Origin of the sequence: Rhodopseudomonas palustris, assembly GCF_034479375.1 — a bacterium.
Lineage (GTDB): Bacteria > Pseudomonadota > Alphaproteobacteria > Rhizobiales > Xanthobacteraceae > Rhodopseudomonas > Rhodopseudomonas palustris_M.
On record NZ_CP140155.1, the window covers coordinates 4170882 to 4189309 of the forward strand.

General features: G+C 66.7%; 16 protein-coding genes and 1 tRNA gene. 10 read left to right on the top strand and 7 right to left on the bottom strand.

The genetic code is table 11. The annotated features are described in order from the left end of the window. Positions 1–31: 31 nt before the first annotated feature. Positions 32–631, top strand: coding sequence for a TetR/AcrR family transcriptional regulator (locus SR870_RS18855; RefSeq protein WP_322515050.1), 600 nt, complete (start codon positions 32–34; stop codon positions 629–631). Between the two features lie 10 nt (positions 632–641). On the opposite strand, the gene SR870_RS18860 is transcribed toward SR870_RS18855, so the two are convergent. Beyond that, positions 642–2624 (bottom strand): acyltransferase family protein, encoded by a 1983-nt coding sequence (locus SR870_RS18860; protein WP_322515051.1) that lies wholly within the window; start codon positions 2622–2624, stop codon positions 642–644. Positions 2625–2914: 290 nt separating this feature from the next. On the opposite strand from SR870_RS18860, the gene SR870_RS18865 reads away from it, so the two are divergent. Together SR870_RS18865 and SR870_RS18870 are read left to right on the top strand one after the other, a co-directional pair. Then, positions 2915–3343 carry a secondary thiamine-phosphate synthase enzyme YjbQ gene (locus SR870_RS18865; protein WP_322515052.1) on the top strand — a complete coding sequence of 143 codons (429 nt, stop codon included), beginning with the start codon at positions 2915–2917 and terminating at the stop codon, positions 3341–3343. 98 nt (positions 3344–3441) lie between these two features. Next, positions 3442–4740 carry a RuBisCO large subunit C-terminal-like domain-containing protein gene (locus SR870_RS18870; protein ID WP_322515053.1) on the top strand — a complete coding sequence of 433 codons (1299 nt, stop codon included), beginning with the start codon at positions 3442–3444 and terminating at the stop codon, positions 4738–4740. Positions 4741–4756: 16 nt separating this feature from the next. Here the strand turns inward: SR870_RS18870 and SR870_RS18875 are convergent, their stop codons facing one another. Together SR870_RS18875 and SR870_RS18880 are read right to left on the bottom strand one after the other, a co-directional pair. Next, entirely contained in the window at positions 4757–5842 is a 1086-nt protein-coding gene (locus SR870_RS18875; protein ID WP_322515054.1) for a hypothetical protein, read from the bottom strand. A gap of 209 nt (positions 5843–6051) precedes the next feature. Next, positions 6052–6840 (bottom strand): photosynthesis regulator, encoded by a 789-nt coding sequence (locus tag SR870_RS18880; protein ID WP_322515055.1) that lies wholly within the window; start codon positions 6838–6840, stop codon positions 6052–6054. A gap of 887 nt (positions 6841–7727) precedes the next feature. Between SR870_RS18880 and SR870_RS18885 the strand changes: the two genes are divergently transcribed. Next, positions 7728–8510, top strand: a complete 783-nt coding sequence (locus SR870_RS18885; RefSeq protein ID WP_322515056.1) for a HAMP domain-containing protein — start codon at positions 7728–7730, stop codon at positions 8508–8510. 389 nt (positions 8511–8899) lie between these two features. Here the strand turns inward: SR870_RS18885 and SR870_RS18890 are convergent. Then, positions 8900–8974 (bottom strand) — tRNA-Gly (locus SR870_RS18890). A 400-nt stretch (positions 8975–9374) separates the two neighbouring features. Between SR870_RS18890 and trxA the strand changes: the two genes are divergently transcribed. The 3 genes from trxA (at position 9375) to SR870_RS18905 (ending at position 11281) form a co-directional block, all read left to right on the top strand. Then, positions 9375–10295: a thioredoxin gene (gene trxA / locus SR870_RS18895; RefSeq protein ID WP_322515057.1), complete on the top strand. Its 921-nt coding sequence runs from the start codon at positions 9375–9377 to the stop codon at positions 10293–10295. 28 nt (positions 10296–10323) lie between these two features. Continuing rightward, positions 10324–10998, top strand: a complete 675-nt coding sequence (locus tag SR870_RS18900; protein ID WP_322515058.1) for an LON peptidase substrate-binding domain-containing protein — start codon at positions 10324–10326, stop codon at positions 10996–10998. 85 nt (positions 10999–11083) lie between these two features. Further along, positions 11084–11281, top strand: a complete 198-nt coding sequence (locus SR870_RS18905) for a Trm112 family protein (protein ID WP_322515059.1) — start codon at positions 11084–11086, stop codon at positions 11279–11281. A gap of 50 nt (positions 11282–11331) precedes the next feature. Here SR870_RS18905 and ccmB read toward each other — a convergent pair whose 3' ends face one another. Then, positions 11332–12000, bottom strand: a complete 669-nt coding sequence (gene ccmB, locus SR870_RS18910) for a heme exporter protein CcmB (protein WP_322515060.1) — start codon at positions 11998–12000, stop codon at positions 11332–11334. Positions 12001–12370: 370 nt separating this feature from the next. Beyond that, positions 12371–12973 carry a heme ABC exporter ATP-binding protein CcmA gene (gene ccmA, locus SR870_RS18915; RefSeq protein ID WP_322515061.1) on the bottom strand — a complete coding sequence of 201 codons (603 nt, stop codon included), beginning with the start codon at positions 12971–12973 and terminating at the stop codon, positions 12371–12373. Between the two features lie 221 nt (positions 12974–13194). Between ccmA and acnA the strand changes: the two genes are divergently transcribed. The 3 genes from acnA (at position 13195) to SR870_RS18930 (ending at position 17582) form a co-directional block, all read left to right on the top strand. Beyond that, complete coding sequence (gene acnA / locus SR870_RS18920; protein ID WP_322515062.1) at positions 13195–15912, top strand: aconitate hydratase AcnA; 2718 nt, start codon at positions 13195–13197, stop codon at positions 15910–15912. A 134-nt stretch (positions 15913–16046) separates the two neighbouring features. Further along, a complete protein-coding gene (locus tag SR870_RS18925) occupies positions 16047–16802 on the top strand; it encodes a DUF1223 domain-containing protein (RefSeq protein WP_322518311.1) in 756 nt (251 codons plus the stop codon). 411 nt (positions 16803–17213) lie between these two features. After that, positions 17214–17582 (top strand): DUF2794 domain-containing protein, encoded by a 369-nt coding sequence (locus SR870_RS18930; RefSeq protein ID WP_322515063.1) that lies wholly within the window; start codon positions 17214–17216, stop codon positions 17580–17582. Between the two features lie 150 nt (positions 17583–17732). Here the strand turns inward: SR870_RS18930 and SR870_RS18935 are convergent, their stop codons facing one another. Then, positions 17733–18284: an N-acetyltransferase family protein gene (locus tag SR870_RS18935; protein WP_322515064.1), complete on the bottom strand. Its 552-nt coding sequence runs from the start codon at positions 18282–18284 to the stop codon at positions 17733–17735. Positions 18285–18428: the final 144 nt, after the last annotated feature.

Genomic DNA, 18428 nt, shown 5'->3' on the forward strand with positions numbered 1-18428 from the left:
GTTTGGCGAAGGCGGGGGTATGTGCGTCGGAATGGCTCAGGCAGCACCCCACCCCGCGATCGACGCGCCACCCGCCGTGCGGACGTCACCGCGCGACCGGCTGATCGACAGCGCGCGGCTGCTGTTCTGCCGCTACGGCATCAACTCGGTGGGCGTCGACGCCATCATTGCCGACGCGGGCACCGCCAAGACCACGCTCTACAAGCTGTTCGGCTCCAAGGACGGCCTGGTCGAAGCCGTGCTGCAGCATGAGGGACAGAGCTGGCGGACCTGGTTCATCGACGAGATCGACGGGCCGGGCGGTAGCGCGCGCGAGCGGCTGGCGCGGATCGGCCCGGCGCTGAAGACCTGGTTCAGCCGTCCCGATTTCTACGGCTGTCCGTTCATCAATGCGGTCGGCGAATCCGACAAGGCCGACGACCGGATGCGCAGCCTGGCGATCGCGCACAAGACCATCGTGCACGATCGCCTGACCGCGTTGTGCGCCGAGGCCGAAATCGCCGAACCGGCGCAAGTCGCGCACACGCTCGGGCTGGTAATCGACGGCGCCATCGTGATGGCGCTGGTGACGCGCGACGCCGGCGCCGCCGATGTCGCCGGACGCGCCTGCGCGGCGATCCTGCCGGCCTGAGGCCCGAACGTCAGCGCCCGAGCAGTTCGCGCGCCCGTTGGCGGACGAAGAATTCCGACGCGGCCGGCGTTAGGTGGCTACCGTCGAACATGATGGGCGTGCCGCTGTCGCCGGGCACGCTCAGCAGGCAGCCCTGCGCATTGCAGAAGCTCGGCGTCGGCGATACGAACGCCACGCCCTCCGCCTCGAAGAACCGCCGCAACGCCTCGTTGCCCTCGGCCTCGGAAGTCGACAGTCGCGGCGGCGCATCGCGTAGCGGGATCGCGTCGGGCGCGGCGAGACCGGCCGCGCGGGCGCGATAATACTGCGCGAGGATGCGCCGGGGCGGCGTGCGCCACGACGGAAACATCCCGACCACCACGATGCGCCGGACACCGATTGCGCGGAGTTCGGCAAGCGTCGCGCGGATCAGGGCCTCGGACGCATCGTCCTTCTGATCGCTCCAATCGTAGTTGCGCCACTCCCGCGCCACCAGGATCACCGTGTCCGGCTTCAGCCGTTTCAGCCGCGCATGCACGATGTCGTTATTGGCACGACAGAACGGCGACTTGACGCTCGCGAAGCCGAGGATCGGCGGACACGCCGTGGTGTTGTATTGCGACAGACGAAAGCCGCCATCGGCCTGCTGCACCGCGCGCAGCCCGGGATAGAGATGCGCCCCATGGGAGTCGCCCCACAGCACGACACGCGGCGCGTCTGCCGGGGCGTCGTCGTCGCATTGCGGCTCGAACGCGGCCGGGCCTTCGAAGAAGCAATGGCCGCTGCGAAAGGCGGTCTTCGCCTCCTCGACGAGATCGCCGGTGACGCGCTGGATCTCGGGCCCGAAGCGCGACGGGAATCCGCTGGCCGCATAGATGCCGGCTCCGGCGAGGCCGGCGACCGCCACGGCCGCGAACGCGGCCGTGGTCTTGCCGCGGCTCGGGCGCGCGCGGAACGGCCGCTCGACGAACCGCCAGGTGAGATGCGCCAGCGCAAACGCGACGACGATCGCGATCGCCTTCATCAGCGGCGGTGGCTCTTCGCCGAACCGAACGATCCGGATCGCGGCGAGCAGCGGCCAGTGCCACAGATACAGCGGATAGCTGATCAGCCCGACATAGACCATCGGGCGGTTGCCGAGCAGATGCCGGCTCACCCAGGGCGAGGGGCCGGCGAAAATCAGCAACGCCGCGCCGAACACCGGCAGCGCCGCCCACCAGCCGGGAAAGCCGCGATCGTTGCTGATCAGCGCCGCGCCGGCCGCGAGCAGGAGAAGACCAAGCCAGGCGCAGACGGCGCGGATCGCCGCCGCATGGCGTTCGAACAGCGCACGGACGGCGCCGAGCGCCGCGATCGAGCTGATGTCACGGCCCGGGCCTGCGCCCGCGGCGATCGCGAGCAGGCAACCCGTCATCAGCTCCCAGAACCGCGTCACCGGCAAATAGAACGCCGCGAGCGGATTGATCGGCGTGAGGACGATGTTGGCGGCGAACGATGCCACCAGGATCGCGAGGGCCGCGATCAGCGCCCCGCGTTGCCATCGCCACGCCAGCACGATTACCGGCGGCCACAGCAGATAGAACTGCTCCTCGACGCCGAGCGACCACAGATGCAGCAGCGGATTGAGTTCGGACGAGGTGTCGAAATAGCCGGCGTCGTGCAGCAGCGCGAGATTGGACAGAAACGCGGCGCCGAACCCGATCGCCTTGCCGGCATCGCGGTAATCGACCGGAAACAGCAGGAACCACCCGGCCACCGCGCAGGTGATCAGCACCAGCGCCAGCGCCGGAAAGATGCGGTTGATGCGTCGCGCGTAGAACGTGCGGAAGCTGAAATCGCCGCTGCGCTGGGCCTGGCAGATGATCGAGGTGATCAGGAAGCCGGAGATCACGAAGAACACGTCGACGCCGACGAAGCCGCCGCGAACGGAATTCGGGAAGGCATGAAACGCGATCACCAGCAACACGGCGATGGCGCGCAATCCGTCGATATCGCTGCGGTAGCTCGGCCTCATCGCGCGGTCGCCCGGCCCTTTTCGCTGGAGACTTGGTTCGCTGGAAAATGTCGGCGATCCCGGCCGAGCGGTTCCCGCGGAAACGCGCGGAAACAGTCGAGATCGGACGCGTCCATTCGCGAAGCGCGGCGGATCTGTCAAGCCGCCGGAGCGGACGCCGTCGCGATCCCCTCGCAACATTGACTGCGCAACGGCGCGGGCCGGCGTTTGCCACCCTTCACGCGCTGCGCCTACATTGCGGGTTCCACAACCGGGCGATGCTTCGCCCGATTCCAACAGCGGACGCGACCATGAACATCGTCAGGCACCGGATCGAACTCGCCACCACGGCGCCGATCCAGATCATCGACATCACCGAGCAGGTCCGCGGCTTCGTCGCCGGCAGCGGCCTGAAAGACGGCCTCGTCACCGTGAGCTGCCTGCACACCACGGCGCGGATCAACGTCAATGAGCGCGAGGAGAAGCTCGAGCGCGACATTTTGACGTTTCTGAAACGCTTCGCGCCGCGCGACGGCGACTATCTGCACAATCTCGCGCCGATCGACGGCCGCGACAACGCCCATTCGCATCTGATCGGACTGTTCATGAATTCGTCGGAGACGATCCCGCTCGCGAGCGGCGCGATGGTGCTGGGCGAATGGCAGTCGATCTTCTTCATCGAACTCGACGGCCCGCGCGAGCGCCGCGGCGTCGAGCTGCAGATCATCGGGCAGGGTTAGACCGCTGCAGGCCCATCCATCCAAAGGATGGGCTCTTTGCGATGGATACGCGGGTCGAGCCCGCGTATGACGGCTTGGTATCTGGAGCGGACAATCCCATGACGCCGGACGACATTGCAGGCTTCTACGCGACGCGCGCGGAGCTCGACCCCGACGATTACATCGAACTCGATTTCGACTTCGAATGCGCCGGTGATCCGCGCGAGGCGGCGGCGCATCTGTGCAGCGAGCAATCCACCGCGCAGTGGCGCCGGGTCGGAATCGACGAGGATTTCCGGCCGCGTTTCGCGGCGAAAGTGCTGGAGCTGTCCGCCGAGCCGCGGCCGTCTGGCTTCAGCACGCCGGTCGAATGTGCGGCGCGCGGGCCGGTTCACGCCTGCCGCGTCACGATCGCGCATCCGCACGGCAATTTCGGCGCGAAGATTCCCAATTTGCTGTCGGCGGTGTGCGGTGAGGGCGTGTTCTTCTCGCCCGGCATTCCGTTGATCCGGCTGCAGGACATCCGGTTTCCGGACAGCTACCTGGCGGCGTTCGAAGGTCCGCGCTTCGGCATCGCCGGCCTGCGCGAACGGCTTCAGGCGTTCGATCGGCCGATCTTCTTCGGCGTGATCAAGCCGAATATCGGCCTGCCGGCGGAGCCGTTCGCCGAACTCGGTTACCAGGCCTGGCGCGGCGGCCTCGATATCGCCAAGGACGACGAGATGCTGGCGGATGTCGACTGGTGTCCGCTCGCCGAGCGCGCGGCGCTGCTCGGCGACGCCTGCCGGAAGGCCGCGGCCGAGACCGGCGTGCCGAAGATCTACCTCGCCAATATCACCGACGAAGTGGATCGGCTGATCGAGCTGCATGATGTCGCGGTGGCGAACGGCGCCGGCGCGCTGCTGATCAACGCGATGCCGGTCGGCCTGTCGGCGGTGCGGATGCTGCGCCGGCATGCCACGGTGCCGCTGATCGCGCATTTCCCGTTCATCGCCGCGTTCAGCCGGCTCGCCAATTACGGAATCCATTCGCGGGTGATGACGCGGCTGCAGCGCCTCGCCGGTTTCGACGTGGTGATCATGCCGGGCTTCGGGCCGCGGATGATGACGCCGGAGCACGAGGTGATGGAGTGCGTGCGCGTCTGCCTCGAGCCGATGGGGCCGATCAAACCGTGCCTGCCGGTGCCGGGCGGCAGCGATTCCGCCGCGACGCTGGAGGGCGTGTACCGCAAGGTCGGTAGCGTCGATTTCGGCTTCGTGCCGGGCCGCGGCGTGTTCGGCCACCCGATGGGACCCGCAGCCGGCGCCGCCAGTCTGCGTCAGGCGTGGGACGCGATCGCGGCCGGCATCCCGGTCGGCGAGCACGCCGCCAATCATCCCGAACTCGCGGCGGCGTTGCGGGCGTTCGGCGGCCGCTGATGGCGGCCGCTCGCGCTCAGCGCGGCAGTTCGGTGAAGGTGACGATCACGGCGGTGCGACGGCCCTGCGTCGGGGCGGCGTCGCGGTGGATGCCGGCCGGATCGTACAGCACGGCGTTGCCGTCGCTGCTCGTCACCGCCACCTGATGGGCCTCGATCGCCGTGGCGAAATTGCTGTCGGCGACCAGGTCGGCGCCGAACGACGCCTTGCGCTGCAGGCCGGCGGGCAGCGCATAAAACGTCTCGCGCCAGTTCTGCAGGGTCGAGGACAGGCCGGCGAGGTCGTTGGCGCGGCGGATCAGGCCGTCCCCGAACCCCGTCGCGGCCCGGTTGCTGCCGGCCACATAGGTGAGCGGGCCGTTGGCGGCGCCGATATCGCCGAGATAGATCACCAGCTTCAGCACGTTGGTGCCGGGGTCGACCTTGAAGCCGTCGCAGGGCGAGGCCTCGACGCTGACGTCGGCGAACGGGCTTGCGGGCGGCGCGCTCGGCGCGTCGACCACCTCGGCGGCGATGTCGCCGACGCCGACCGGGCGCTTGAGATAGGCGCTCGCTGCTTCGGTCAGGCCGAGATCGGCAGCGGTCTGGTTGAACCAGCGATACAGCTCGGCCGCCGCCGCCGGATCGATCCGGATCCGGCTGTTGGCGGGATCGCCGGCCGGCGTTGCGCGCTGCTCCAGCGTCGTCAATTGCGGCGCCAGCAGATTGCGGATCTGTGCGATCGCATCGGCGCCGAGGCGGGTGACGGCGAAGCCGTCGCCCTGCAGCGGCACATAGACGGCGGCTCCGCGCTCGGTCTTCGGCGCAAAGGCCTGGCCGGCGGTGAAGCGCGACAGCCGCTGCAGCAGGATCAGCCGCAGCAGGGTCGGCAGGCTGCGCAGCACCGCGACGAACGGCTTGCCGGCTTCGGCGGGGCGCGGCAGGTGCTCGATGTCGATCAGGCGCTGCGCCGAGGTCAGCAGGAAGCCATAGCCGAAATAGCTGATCGCCTTCAGCCTCGCGCCGAGCATCGGCATCGACATCACGCGGCCATAGGCCGGATGGGCATCGTAGTCGATCGCCGGCAGATGATCGAACGGATAGGACTTTGCTTCGGACTGCATGACCTGCCCCTCAGTGGCTCGCGAATCCCATAGACACCAAATGCGGACTATGGTGGGCGGCGCCGCATCGCGCGAGATAGCAATACGGCGATGTCCCGGGGAAATCGCGCCCTTGCGCCCACCTGCGCGCCAAGGCCGCACCGCGCGATGCGACCGCCTCGCCGCGCGGCGTCGTGCTCACGGCGGACCGGAGCGAGCGGGTTCCGGAATCAGATCCAGGCGAAGTTCGCCGCCGGGCGGGCCGTGCGGTTGAGCAGCGAGCGCATCAGGCAGCGCTCGATCTGGACCGAGGAGACGGTCGCGGCGTCGGCGCCGACCAGCGCGCAGGCATCGGCGCGTTCGGCGAAGACCCGGCCGCTGGCGACGACGGCGAGCGCCGGATTGCGCGAGGCTTTGCGGATCTTGCGGATGCTCTCGGCGACACGGGGCAGCCAGTGCTCGCGGCGCAGCGCCGGGCTGAGCGACAGGTTGACCGCATCGAACCAGCCATTGGCGACCAGATCGGTGAGCGCCTTTTCGTTGTCGGGAAACTCACCGACCGTGTTCCAGCCGGCTTGGCGCAGCAGCTCGGAATGCAGGGCGGCGCAGAACGAATGCGGCTCGCCGGGCTGCGAAACCACCAGCACCGTGCGCGGCTGCGAGCGGGTCAGCGGCGCCGACAGCAGATCGAAGCTGATACGGCGCATCGCGGTCTGCAGGTGGCACAGGCCGATCGCGACCTCGAATTCGCTGCAGGCATCCTCGCTCCACAGATCGCCGAGCTTGCGCGCGGTCGGCTCGAACAGGCCGGTGAACAAGGCGGTCGGCGAAGCCGCGCGCGTCAGCGAACGGTCGATCAGGTCGAATGCGTCGGCGAGATTGGGGGCGATCAGCAGCCGGGCCAGTTCGTCGGCGCGGGCGTCCGCCGGGTCTTTCGCCGCGCGGATCCGCGCCGGTGCGGCGGCGTGCTTGACGAGAAGGTGCGGGATGACCGTCGAGACTATGCTTTCTTGATGCACGGCACGCACTCGATCTGGTTGCCCTCGGACCATCGGGAATTGGTGAATGTCGAGACCCAGCGAGGCTGCCGAGGGGAAGCAGGTCGGGGTTTCCTCATGCGGCCACGGCCCGGAACAACCGGCAGCGCCGTTGCCGCATCGCAGAGGGAGCCCCGGAATCGACAGCTCGTCTTTGCTCTGGATCAAAACGGCCGGGCGGCGGACGCGCGCCTGCGCCGCGGCTCGCGAGGCGCGGCAGCGGCAAAGCGTCGCGATGCTGTCGCGAGCGGATCGCCGAAATCGGACTCAGATACCGCTCAGGTCGTGAGATCGTTGCAAGGTAGCCGGCCCCCGGGCTGGCTCGACGAGCATCGCGCTCTTACGATGTTCTGGCGAATCCCGATTCGTGGTATCACTCCGGGAGGATCGGACAGGATTCTCGTGAGTGTTTCGCGTAGTTCCAGGCAGGTGCCCGCGAAACGAAACCACAGGTGTCCATTCCGGCGAAGGTGCGGGCGAAGGTATCGCCCGGCAGTTAGTTGGCAAAGACTGAAGCGCGCTTACGTCTTTGTTCTGAATCAATCGATATGGTTATCGGCTACGTATATTTACAGTTGTGCGAATCAGCGCAAAACTGAATCGACGAGTCCATCTAGGCTGAGCAACTATCAAGTTTAAACAAAGAGTTAGACTTGTTTTTGACTCACAGGTGATTCGCGATTCTGAAGAACGAGTGCCTGGTTACCAGCGCTCGTTCACCGTTCCAGCGTGAGGCGTTTTGGCGTGACCGGACTGACCGATTTCGCCGAAATCTAGAGGTTTCGTTAACCTTGATAAGTAAAGCGTTGATCACGCTGTTCACCTTAGGGGGCAAGCCGCCCCTAATTGAAGAAAGCTGGAGAAATACGATGCAATTCGACCTTTCAAATCGGAGCCTCGCGCAAAAGATCTCGATTCTGGTGCTGGGAATTACCTTCGTGGTGGCGCTCGCCATCGGCGGCGTCAGCCAGCTGGTGCTGCACAAGGTCACCACCGACCAGGCCAAGCAGCACGCCAGCGTGGCCTCGCTGGACCGTCTGATCGGACATGGAGGGGCGACGCTGTCGCCGGTCCGGGCGGCGGATGGCAGTATCGTCGGCATGCTGGTGATGCAGCAGGATGCCGGAGCCGTGGTGATGCCGGCCTCCTATGAGGGCCAGGGCCTCCTGGTCCAGGCGGCCGAGACCGTCACCGCGCCGGCCGCGAATTACGCCATGAGCGCCGCGAACACGATGCTGCTGCTCGCCGGGATCGTTGTCTTCGCCGTGGTCGGCCTGATCGGCACCCGGATCTCGCGCGGCCTGCTCGCTCCGCTCGGTGAACTCGAGAAGGACGTCGAGAAGCTCGCCAGCGGCGAGACCAACATCCGCATCCACGCCCTCAGCCGCTCCGACGAGATCGGCCGGATCGCGCGCTCGATCGCCAAGATCCAGGAATCGCTGATCGAACTCGCCAAGCTCAAGACCCAGCGGGTGGTCGGCGGCGCCAATTCGATGCTGGAGAATCTCAAGGAGATGTGGGGCGACCTGAGATCCGCGGCCCGCAATGCCCGCGAGATGCTGCTCACCGACGGCAAGACCATCAGCGAGACGCTGTCGCGATCCTGGAGCGAATGGGTGCATAACGGCCTCGGCGTTCCGAAACGCGCCTGACGATCAACCGTCACGCGCCCCCTTCGGCCGGAGGGGGCGCGGGTGGTGACAAGCCTCGATCAAGTTCAAAAGCCCGCGCTCGCCGCGGGCTTTTTGTTTGCGCAGCGGCTGGTTCGTGCGTCGCGTTTCTGCCCAAGATAGAAGGTCGACGCCCCGACCGTGCACGCCGGTCAGGAACTCGGACTTGAGGAAGTGGCGGCCGCAATGGCTCGTCAGCCTCACGCAGCATGATTCGGGCGGATCGGCCTGGGCAGAGAACCCTGCAAACAATCGACGATCCCGCTCGGCACGAGATTGTCACCCGTGTCTGACGGTCACCCGTCTGCTCGTCACGCGTGTCGGGTCGTCGCCGTTATCGGGAGGCCGGACACATCGGTCCGTTGAGTTTCTGGAGCGGGCGAAGGGATTCGAACCCTCGACCCCAACCTTGGCAAGGTTGTGCTCTACCCCTGAGCTACACCCGCATCCGAGAAACGCCGAAGCTTGCGCCGCAGCCGTGCGCAGTCCTATGCCAAATGCCGCACGCGAATGCAACAGCCCATGGCGTCTTCGATGCGCCCCTTTTGCAGGGGGACGGCCAGACGCCTTCCCCTCGGCGTGGCGATGCCCGGCTGCGGCGGTCCCGGAGCTTCGAATCCGTCCGCCGAGATCACAAAGTCCCGAGACGGGACACCCGCTCGCGCCGGGTTCCGGTTGAAAACGAAACGTCGCGCGCCATTTACAGGGCATGCTAGAGCATGATCCCGAAAAGCGGGTGCCGGTTTTCGGGATCATGCTCAATCAGAATCCAGAGCAGGATGACGATCCGAAGATACGTCATCCTGCGCTAGAACGGCGCTCTTCCGGACATCAGGCGAGGATCACGTGACAATCATCGAGCAGGGCAGCGGTGCGGCCCCCCAGGCTGCGCCCGATCTGATCAAGGACACCACGACGCAGACCTTCGTTCAGGACGTGATCGAGGAGTCCAAGCGCCAGCCGGTGCTGATCGACTTCTGGGCGCCGTGGTGCGGCCCGTGCCGCCAGCTCACCCCGATGCTGGAAAAGGCGGTCCGCGCCGCCGGCGGCAAGGTCAAGCTGGTCAAGATGAACATCGACGAGCATCCGCAGATCCCGGGCCAGATGGGGATCCAGTCGATTCCCGCGGTGATCGCCTTCGTCGACGGCAAGCCGGCCGACGGCTTCATGGGGGCGGTTCCGGAAAGCCAGGTGACGGCATTTATCGACAAGCTCGCCTCCGGCGTCCCGGGCGGCGCACCGACCGCCGCCGAATTGCTGCAGGAAGCCGAAGCCGTACTGGCCGAGGGCGATGTGCAGACGGCCGCCGCGATCTACGCCGAAGTGCTGACCGCCGACGCCACCAATGTCGCGGCGCTCGCCGGGCTATCGCGCTGCTATATGGTGTCCGGTGCGGTCGACGAGGCCAAGCAGACGCTGGCGCAGGTGCCCGAAGCCAAGCGCGAGGACGCCGCCGTCAAGGCGGTGCAGGCGATGATCGATCTCGCCGAACAGGCCGAGCAGGTCGGGCCGATCGCGGAACTCGAGCAGAAGGTCGCGGCCGACCCGCTCGACCATCAGGCCCGGTTCGATCTCGCCACAGCGCTCAACGCGGCCGGCCGGCGCGACGGGGCCACCACGCATCTGCTGGAGATCGTCAGGCGCGACCGCAAATGGAACGAGGACGGCGCCCGCAAGCAGTTGGTGCAGTTGTTCGAGGCCTGGGGTCCGGTCGACGACGCCACGGTCGAGGGGCGCAAGCGGCTCTCGACCATCCTGTTCTCCTGAAGTTGCTCTCGAACTGCGGGATTCGCCGATGCCGATCAATGCCGACTATCGCGGTCCCGCCGACCTTCCCGAGGTGATTCCGGTGTTTCCGCTGCCGGGCGCGCTGCTGCTGCCGCGCGGCCAGATGCCGCTCAACATCTTCGAGCCGCGCTATCTGGCGATGGTCGACGATTCACTGCGCGACGGCCACCGGCTGATCGGGATGATCCAGCCCGACGCGACGCATTCGGAAAAGGACGAGGCGCCGAAACTGTTCCAGGTCGGCTGCGTCGGCCGCATCACTCAGCTCGCCGAATCCGGCGACGGCCGCTACATCCTCGAACTCACCGGCGTGTCGCGCTTCAAGGTGGTCGAGGAGCTGTCGGTGAAGACGCCTTACCGGCAGTGCAAGGTGGATTACTTCCCTTACGTCGACGATTTCACCGCCCGCAAGGGCGAGGACGAGGTCGATCGCGAGTCGCTGCTCACGGTGCTGACCGACTTCCTCAAGGCCAACAATCTCAAGGTCGACTGGGACGGCGTCGAAAGCGCGCCGAACGAGGCGCTGGTCAACGCACTGGCGATGATGTCGCCCTATGGCGCGCCGGAGAAGCAGGCGATGCTGGAAGCGCCCGACCTCAAGACCCGCGCCGAGATCCTGATCGCGGTCACCGAGATGGACCTCGCCAAGAAGCGCACCAGCGGCGATCCTCCGCTGCAGTGAGCGCCGGCGCGATTTGCGCCGCCGCGTTGACGCCGGGGCCGACTTGCCGCTTCAATCCCGCAATCCTCATTCCAGATCGTGGACCATGACGACATCCCCCGAGCGCCCCGAGACCACCGTCGATCGCAAGCTGCTGGAAATCCTGGTGTGCCCGATCACCAAGGGCCCGCTGGAATTCGACGCCGCCCGTCAGGAGCTGATCTCGCGCGGCGCCAAGCTCGCCTATCCGATCCGCGACGGCATTCCGATCATGCTGCCGGAAGAAGCCCGCAAGCTGGGGTGAGGCTGCTGCGGGCGTCGCCATGACGGCAGCCCCGCACGGCCGGTCAGCGTTCAATCCAGCCCGTGGCGCAGGCTCGCCGCGGCGGCGAATGGGCCGACCACCAGGCTCGCCAGCGACAGCGCGCACAGGATCGAGAACGGGGTGCCGAACGGCACCGGCCCTGTGATCGCGGCCTGCGAGGCGGCGACGCCGAAAATCAGCACCGGGATCGACAGCGGCAGCACCAGCACCGCCATCAGCAGGCCGCCGCGGCGTAGCGCCACCGCCAGCGCGGCGCCGATCATGCCCGTGAAGGTCAGCGCCGGCGTGCCGGCCAGCAGCGTCGCCATCACCGCCAGCGAGGCGGTGCCGTCGAGGTTGAGCAGCAGGCCGAGCACCGGGGTCGCGACGATCAGCGGCAGGCCGGCGGCGAGCCAATGCGCCAGGGCCTTGGCGGCGCAGGTCAGTTCCAGCGGCGTGCGGCTCATCACGATCAGATCGAGCGAGCCGTCCTCAGCGTCGGCGGTGAACAGCCGGTCGAGCGTCAACAGGCTCGCCAGCAGCGCGCCGAGCCACAGGATCGCGGGGCCCAATCGCTGCAGCAGCTTGAGGTCGGGGCCGACCGCGAACGGCATCAGCACCACCACGGTGAGGAAGAACAGCACCCCGATCAGCGCCCCGCCGCCGACCCGCATCGCGATTTTCACATCGCGGCGAATGATCGCGCCGAGCGCGGTCATCGCGGGCCTCCTGCGCTGCGCGCGGCGATCGCATCTGAGGGTTTGCGGCTGCCACGAGGAATACCCTCCCCTGGAGGGGGAGGGTCGCTCGCGCAGCGAGCGGGGTGGGGTGGCGAAGAGTTCATCCGCCGTGCCCGCTGCTCACCCCACCCCGTCACCCACGCCGCTTCGCGGCCTGGGTGCCGACCCTCCCCCTCCAGGGGAGGGTGAAGAGAGCCCCCGTGCCGTCGAAATTCTATATGTGATTGCCCTGCCCTCTGGGAGGGAGCCTGCCCATGGCTCGGTCCGGAGTCGGGGGTGGGGGTCCCCGAGCACGACGCCGGCGATCGCGCCGCCGCGAAACGCAATCCGTTCATGACCCGCACCCCGCTCACGCTGCCGCTCCGATCCGCATCTCGCGCGTGGTGATGCCGAGCGGGCTGTGGGTGGCGGCGACGATCAGGCCGCCGCGGGCGAGGTGGTCGCTCATCAGGTTCACGAACATCGCCTGACCTTTGACGTCGAGCGCGGAGGTCGGCTCGTCGAGCAGCCAGATCGGCCGGCGCACCACCAAGAGCCGCGCGATCGACAGCCGCCGCCGCTGGCCCGCGGAAAGATACGCGGCCGGTAGTTCCGCGGCGTGCGACAAGCCCACGGCGGTGATCCCGGCCATCAGATCGGCCGGTTCGCCGCCGAGAAAATCGCGCCAGAAGGCGAGATTTTCGACGACGCTGAGCGAGGGCTTCAGCGCGTCGCGATGGCCGAGATAGTGCGCTTGTTCCGCCACCGGGGTGTCCGGCTCGCCGCCATCGAACGTGATGATACCAGCCGCCGGCATCAGCAGGCCGGCGATCAGCCGCAGCAGCGAGGTCTTGCCGGCGCCGTTATGGCCGACCAGCGCCAGCGCCTCGCCGCCCGCGGCCTCGAAATCGAGTCCGTCGAACACCTCGCGGCCGCCTCGTATGCATCTCAGCCCGCGTCCCGAAAGCCGCATTCCACGTCGCCTGTTCCGTCCCCGGAATCGGGACCGTCTTGCTCACAATCGATGCGGGCGCTAGTCGTTGTCGAACTGGCGGCGCATCTGGAAAGGTTCTATAAGCCGGAACTTGATGCAGTACACCATCGGCGCCTGCAAGCCGTTCGGCTCGCTTCTCCGGGTGCCCGCATGAACGCTCGCCCGCCCATCGAAAAACGAAAATCTGGGACCCGCCTTTCATGACCTCGCTCGACAGCTTCAAATGCCGGAAGATCCTCAAGGTCGGCAGCAAGTCTTACGTCTATTACAGCCTGCCCACCGCCGAGAAGAACGGCCTGAAAGGCATCTCCCGGCTGCCTTATTCGATGAAGGTGCTGCTGGAAAATCTGCTGCGCAACGAGGACGACCGCACGGTCAAGAAAGCGGACATCCAGGCGGTCGCGAAGTGGATGCGCAAGAAGGCGCTGGAACACGAGATCGCGTTCCGCCCGGCGCGCGTGCTGATGCAGGATTTCACCGGCGTGCCCGCGGTGGTCGATCTGGCGGCGATGCGCAACGCCATGCAGGCGCTCGGCGGCTCGCCCGAGAAGATCAACCCGCTGGTGCCTGTCGATCTCGTCATCGACCACTCGGTGATCGTCAACTTCTTCGGTGACAACAAGGCGTTCGGCAAGAACGTCACCGAGGAGTACAAGCAGAATCAGGAGCGCTACGAGTTCCTGAAGTGGGGCCAGAAGGCGTTCTCGAACTTCTCGGTAGTGCCGCCCGGCACCGGCATCTGCCACCAGGTCAATCTCGAATATCTGGCGCAGACGGTCTGGACCAAGAAGCAGAAGATGACGATCGGCCGCAAGACCGGCACGTTCGAAGTCGCCTATCCGGATTCGCTGGTCGGCACCGATTCGCACACCACTATGGTCAACGGCCTCGCCGTGCTCGGCTGGGGCGTCGGCGGCATCGAGGCGGAAGCCGCGATGCTCGGCCAGCCGCTGTCGATGCTGTTGCCCGAAGTGGTCGGCTTCAAGCTGAGCGGCGCGCTGAAAGAGGGCGTCACCGCCACCGATCTGGTGCTGACCGTGACGCAGATGCTGCGCAAGCAGGGCGTGGTCGGCAAGTTCGTCGAGTTCTTCGGCCCCGGCCTCGACCATCTGTCGGTCGCCGACAAATCGACCATCGCCAACATGGCGCCGGAATACGGCGCGACCTGCGGCTTCTTCCCGGTCGACGCCGAAACCCTCGGCTATCTCAAGACCTCCGGCCGCGCCTCGGCGCGTGTCGCCCTGGTCGAGAAGTACGCCAAGGCGCAGGGGCTGTTCCGCACCGCCAAGTCGCCGGACCCGGTGTTCACCGTGACGCTGAAACTCGACCTCGCCGACGTGGTGCCGTCGCTGGCCGGGCCGAAGCGTCCCGAGGGCCGCGTCGCGCTGCCCGCGGTGGCGGAAGGCTTCACCGCCGCGATGGAGACCGAGTACAAGAAGGCGCTGGACGGCGTGCGCTATTCGGTCGACGGCCGCAATTTCGACCTCGGCCATGGCGACGTGGTGATCGCCGCCATCACCTCCTGCACCAACACCTCGAACCCGAGCGTGCTGATCGGCGCCGGCCTGTTGGCGCGCAACGCCGCCGCCAAGGGCCTCAAGGCGGCGCCGTGGGTCAAGACCTCGCTGGCGCCCGGTTCGCAGGTCGTCGCCGAGTATCTGGCCAATTCCGGTCTGCAGAAGGACCTCGACAAGGTCGGCTTCAACCTGGTCGGCTTCGGCTGCACCACCTGCATCGGCAATTCGGGTCCGCTGCCGGAGGAGATCTCGAAGTCGATCAACGACAACGGCATCGTCGCCGCGGCGGTGCTGTCGGGCAACCGCAATTTCGAAGGCCGCGTCTCGCCGGACGTGCAGGCGAACTATCTGGCCTCGCCGCCGCTGGTGGTCGCCTACGCGCTGGCCGGCACCGTGACCAAGAATCTCTCGGTCGACCCGATCGGCACCGGCCGTGACGGCAAGCCCGTCTATTTGAAGGACATCTGGCCGACCACCAAGGAGATCAACGCCTTCGTCAAGAAGTACGTCACCTCGACGATCTTCAAGAAGAAGTACGCCGACGTGTTCAAGGGCGACACCAACTGGCGCAAGATCAAGACCGTCGACTCCGAGACCTACAAGTGGAACATGAGCTCCACCTATGTGCAGAATCCGCCTTACTTCGAAGGCATGAAGATGCAGCCGGAGCCGATCGTCGACGTGGTCGACGCCCGCATCCTCGCGCTGTTCGGCGACAAGATCACCACCGACCACATCTCGCCCGCGGGTTCGATCAAGCTGACCTCGCCGGCCGGCAAGTATCTGTCGGAGCACCAGGTCCGTCCGGCCGACTTCAACCAGTACGGCACCCGCCGCGGCAATCACGAAGTGATGATGCGCGGCACCTTCGCCAACATCCGCATCAAGAACTTCATGCTGAAGGGCGCCGACGGCAACATCCCGGAAGGCGGCCTGACCAAGCATTGGCCCGACGGCGAACAGATGTCGATCTACGACGCCGCGATGAAGTATCAGGCCGAGCAGGTGCCGCTCGTCGTGTTCGCCGGCGCCGAATACGGCAACGGCTCGTCGCGCGACTGGGCGGCGAAGGGCACGCGGCTGCTCGGCGTGCGCGCCGTGATCTGCCAGAGCTTCGAGCGCATCCATCGCTCCAACCTGGTCGGCATGGGCGTGCTGCCGCTGACCTTCGAGGACGGCACCTCGTGGGCCTCGCTCGGCATCAAGGGCGACGAGACCGTCACCATCAAGGGCCTGCAGGGCGATCTCAAGCCGCGGCAGATGCTCGAGGCCGAGATCACTTCGGCGGGCGGAAAAATGCGCCGCGTGCCGCTGCTCTGCCGCATCGATACGCTGGACGAGCTCGAATATTACCGCAACGGCGGTATCCTTCACTACGTTCTCAGGAAACTCGCAGCCTAAGCGACGCATGCGGGCCACAAGCGTGGCGCAAAAGCCTCACTGCGAAGTGAGTGGCAGGTGAACGGAAGGCGGCCTATGCAAAGGGCCGCCTTTTCGTTTTCAAGGCGCTCACCCGCTCCCATGCAAAGGCGATGATGATCGGTGTAGATGGCTTTTCGCGATGGTCCGGCGCCCTCGGTCTGTGCGCGCTGATCGCGATGGTTCGTCCCAGCGCCGCCGATCCGCGCGCGGTGGTCGAACTGTTCACGTCGCAGGGCTGCTCGTCGTGCCCGCCGGCCGACCGGATCATCGGCGACCTCGCCCGCGATCCGTCGGTGATCGCGCTGAGCATGCCGATCGACTATTGGGACTATCTCGGCTGGAAGGACACGCTGGCGGATTCACGCTTCAGTGCCCGCCAGAAAGCCTATTCGCAGATGCGCGGTGACCGCGACGTGTACACGCCGCAGGTCATCATCAACGGCCAGACGCATCTGGTCGGCAGCAACCGCGCCGGCATCGAGAATGCGATCAAGAGCACGGAGCAGATGCCCGGCACGATGACGGTGCCGGTGCGGATGGCCCTCAACGGCAAGGAGATCAAGGTCTCGGTCGCGGCGGCGCCTTCCGGCGGCGGCGCCCAGCGCGGTGAGGTCTGGATCTGTTCGGTGTCGAAGGCGGTGCCGATCGCGATTGCGCGCGGCGAGAATCGCGGTCGCGAGATCGTCTATCACAACGTCGTCCGCAACCTGCTCAAGGTCGGCGACTGGACCGGCGCGGCCGGCAACTGGTCGGTTCCGCTGGAGAACATCGCGCATGACGGCATCGATGCCGCTGCGGTCTACGTCCAGGACGGCAACCGCGACAGACCTGGCGCGATGCTCGGCGCGGCGATGACGTCGCTGCACTGAGCGAGCGCAATTCCGATCGATCTTCTGGGGCCGGGGAGCGCCGCGGCGGCGGCTATGCTCGGAGCATGCGGCCGGCGGAAGAAGCCACCCCAAAAAACAAAAAGGCCAACTCGCGTTGGCCCAGGCTGGGGATTTGGCTGCTGCGTGGACCCGATCCCGACCGCCTCGGGGGGCTGGGGGCTGAGGAATCCGAGACCGACAGGACCGGGCCAACGCAGTGACGATGTTCTCGCAGGCCGGCCTGGCGTTCGATGGGCGAAAATCGGGCAGTAATAAGATTCGTTTAACGAAGGCGTGAGGCAATGTTTCTCCGCGATCACTGAGCGGACCGCCGGCGGTTTGCTGCTTTAGGTCCCCTTGCGGCGCGCCGCGCCGGGAGCAATCATGTCACGTCAGTGACAGGAGGCGCCGATGAGCTTGATTTCAGGGGAGGCCGACCCGAGCGAAAGCCGGGCAGCGGAGCGCCAGGGCGCCGCGCCGCTGCAGGGGCGGGTGACGTTCAATCGCCTGGAGCTGAACCGCATCCTCAACCTCTACGGCCGGATGGTCGCCGACGGCGAGTGGCGCGATTACGCGATCGATTTTCTCAAGGATCAGGCGGTGTTCTCGGTGTTCCGCCGCGCCTCGGAAGTCCCGATCTACCGCATCGTCAAGGACCCGCGGCTGGCGCGCAAGCAGGGCGCCTACAGCGTGATCGCGGCCTCCGGCCAGATCCTGCGCCGCGGCCACGACCTCGATCGCGTGCTGCTGGTGATCGACAGGAAGCTGGCGCTGGTGTGAGAAACCCGCCGGCGTGAAGCGCGAAGCGTCGCGCTGCAAACGGAGGTCATCGCCCGGCTCGACCGGGCGACCAAGTATTCCAGAGCGTCTGCGATCAATCACCGGCGCCCTGGGATACTGGGCCCTCCGCTTTCGCGGAGGGTGACGGCATCACGCATTGCTCGGCCCCGCTTCGAGCTCCGGCACCGTCCCGCCACCCTCGCCCAATGCACGCTGCATCATCACGGTGTCGAGCCAGCGGCCGAATTTGAAGCCGACGGCGCGGTGGGTGCCGATCAGGTCGAAGCCGGTCTTGCGATGCACGCCGATCGACCCGGCATTGGCGGAATCGCCGATCACCGCGATCATCTGCCGGAAGCCGCGCGCCTCGCATTGCGCGATCAGCTCGCGCAGCAGCGCGGTCCCGAGGCCGCGGCGATGCGCGAGCGGATCGAGATAGACCGAGTTCTCCACGGTGAAGCGATAGGCCGGACGCGGCCGGTACGGCCCCGCATAGGCATAGCCACTGAGACGGCCGTCGAGCAGCCCTGCCAGATACGGGAACCCGCCGCCGGTCAGTGTCTCGAACCGTCGCGTCATTTCGGCGAGATCCGGCGGTGTCAGTTCGAAGGTCGCCGTGCCGGTGCGGACGGCGTCGGCGTAGATCGCGGTGATCGCGGGGAGGTCGGCGGCGGTGGCCGGGCGGATCAGGAGGTCGGGCATGCGAAATTCAACTCGTGGCTGATCGCCAATCCCAGCGTCATACGCGGGCTTGACCCGCGTATCCATCCCCTTCGCAAGGCGGCATGACTGGTTCTCTCGGTAGGATGGATCGCCGGGTCAAGCCCGGCGATGACGACCGTGTTG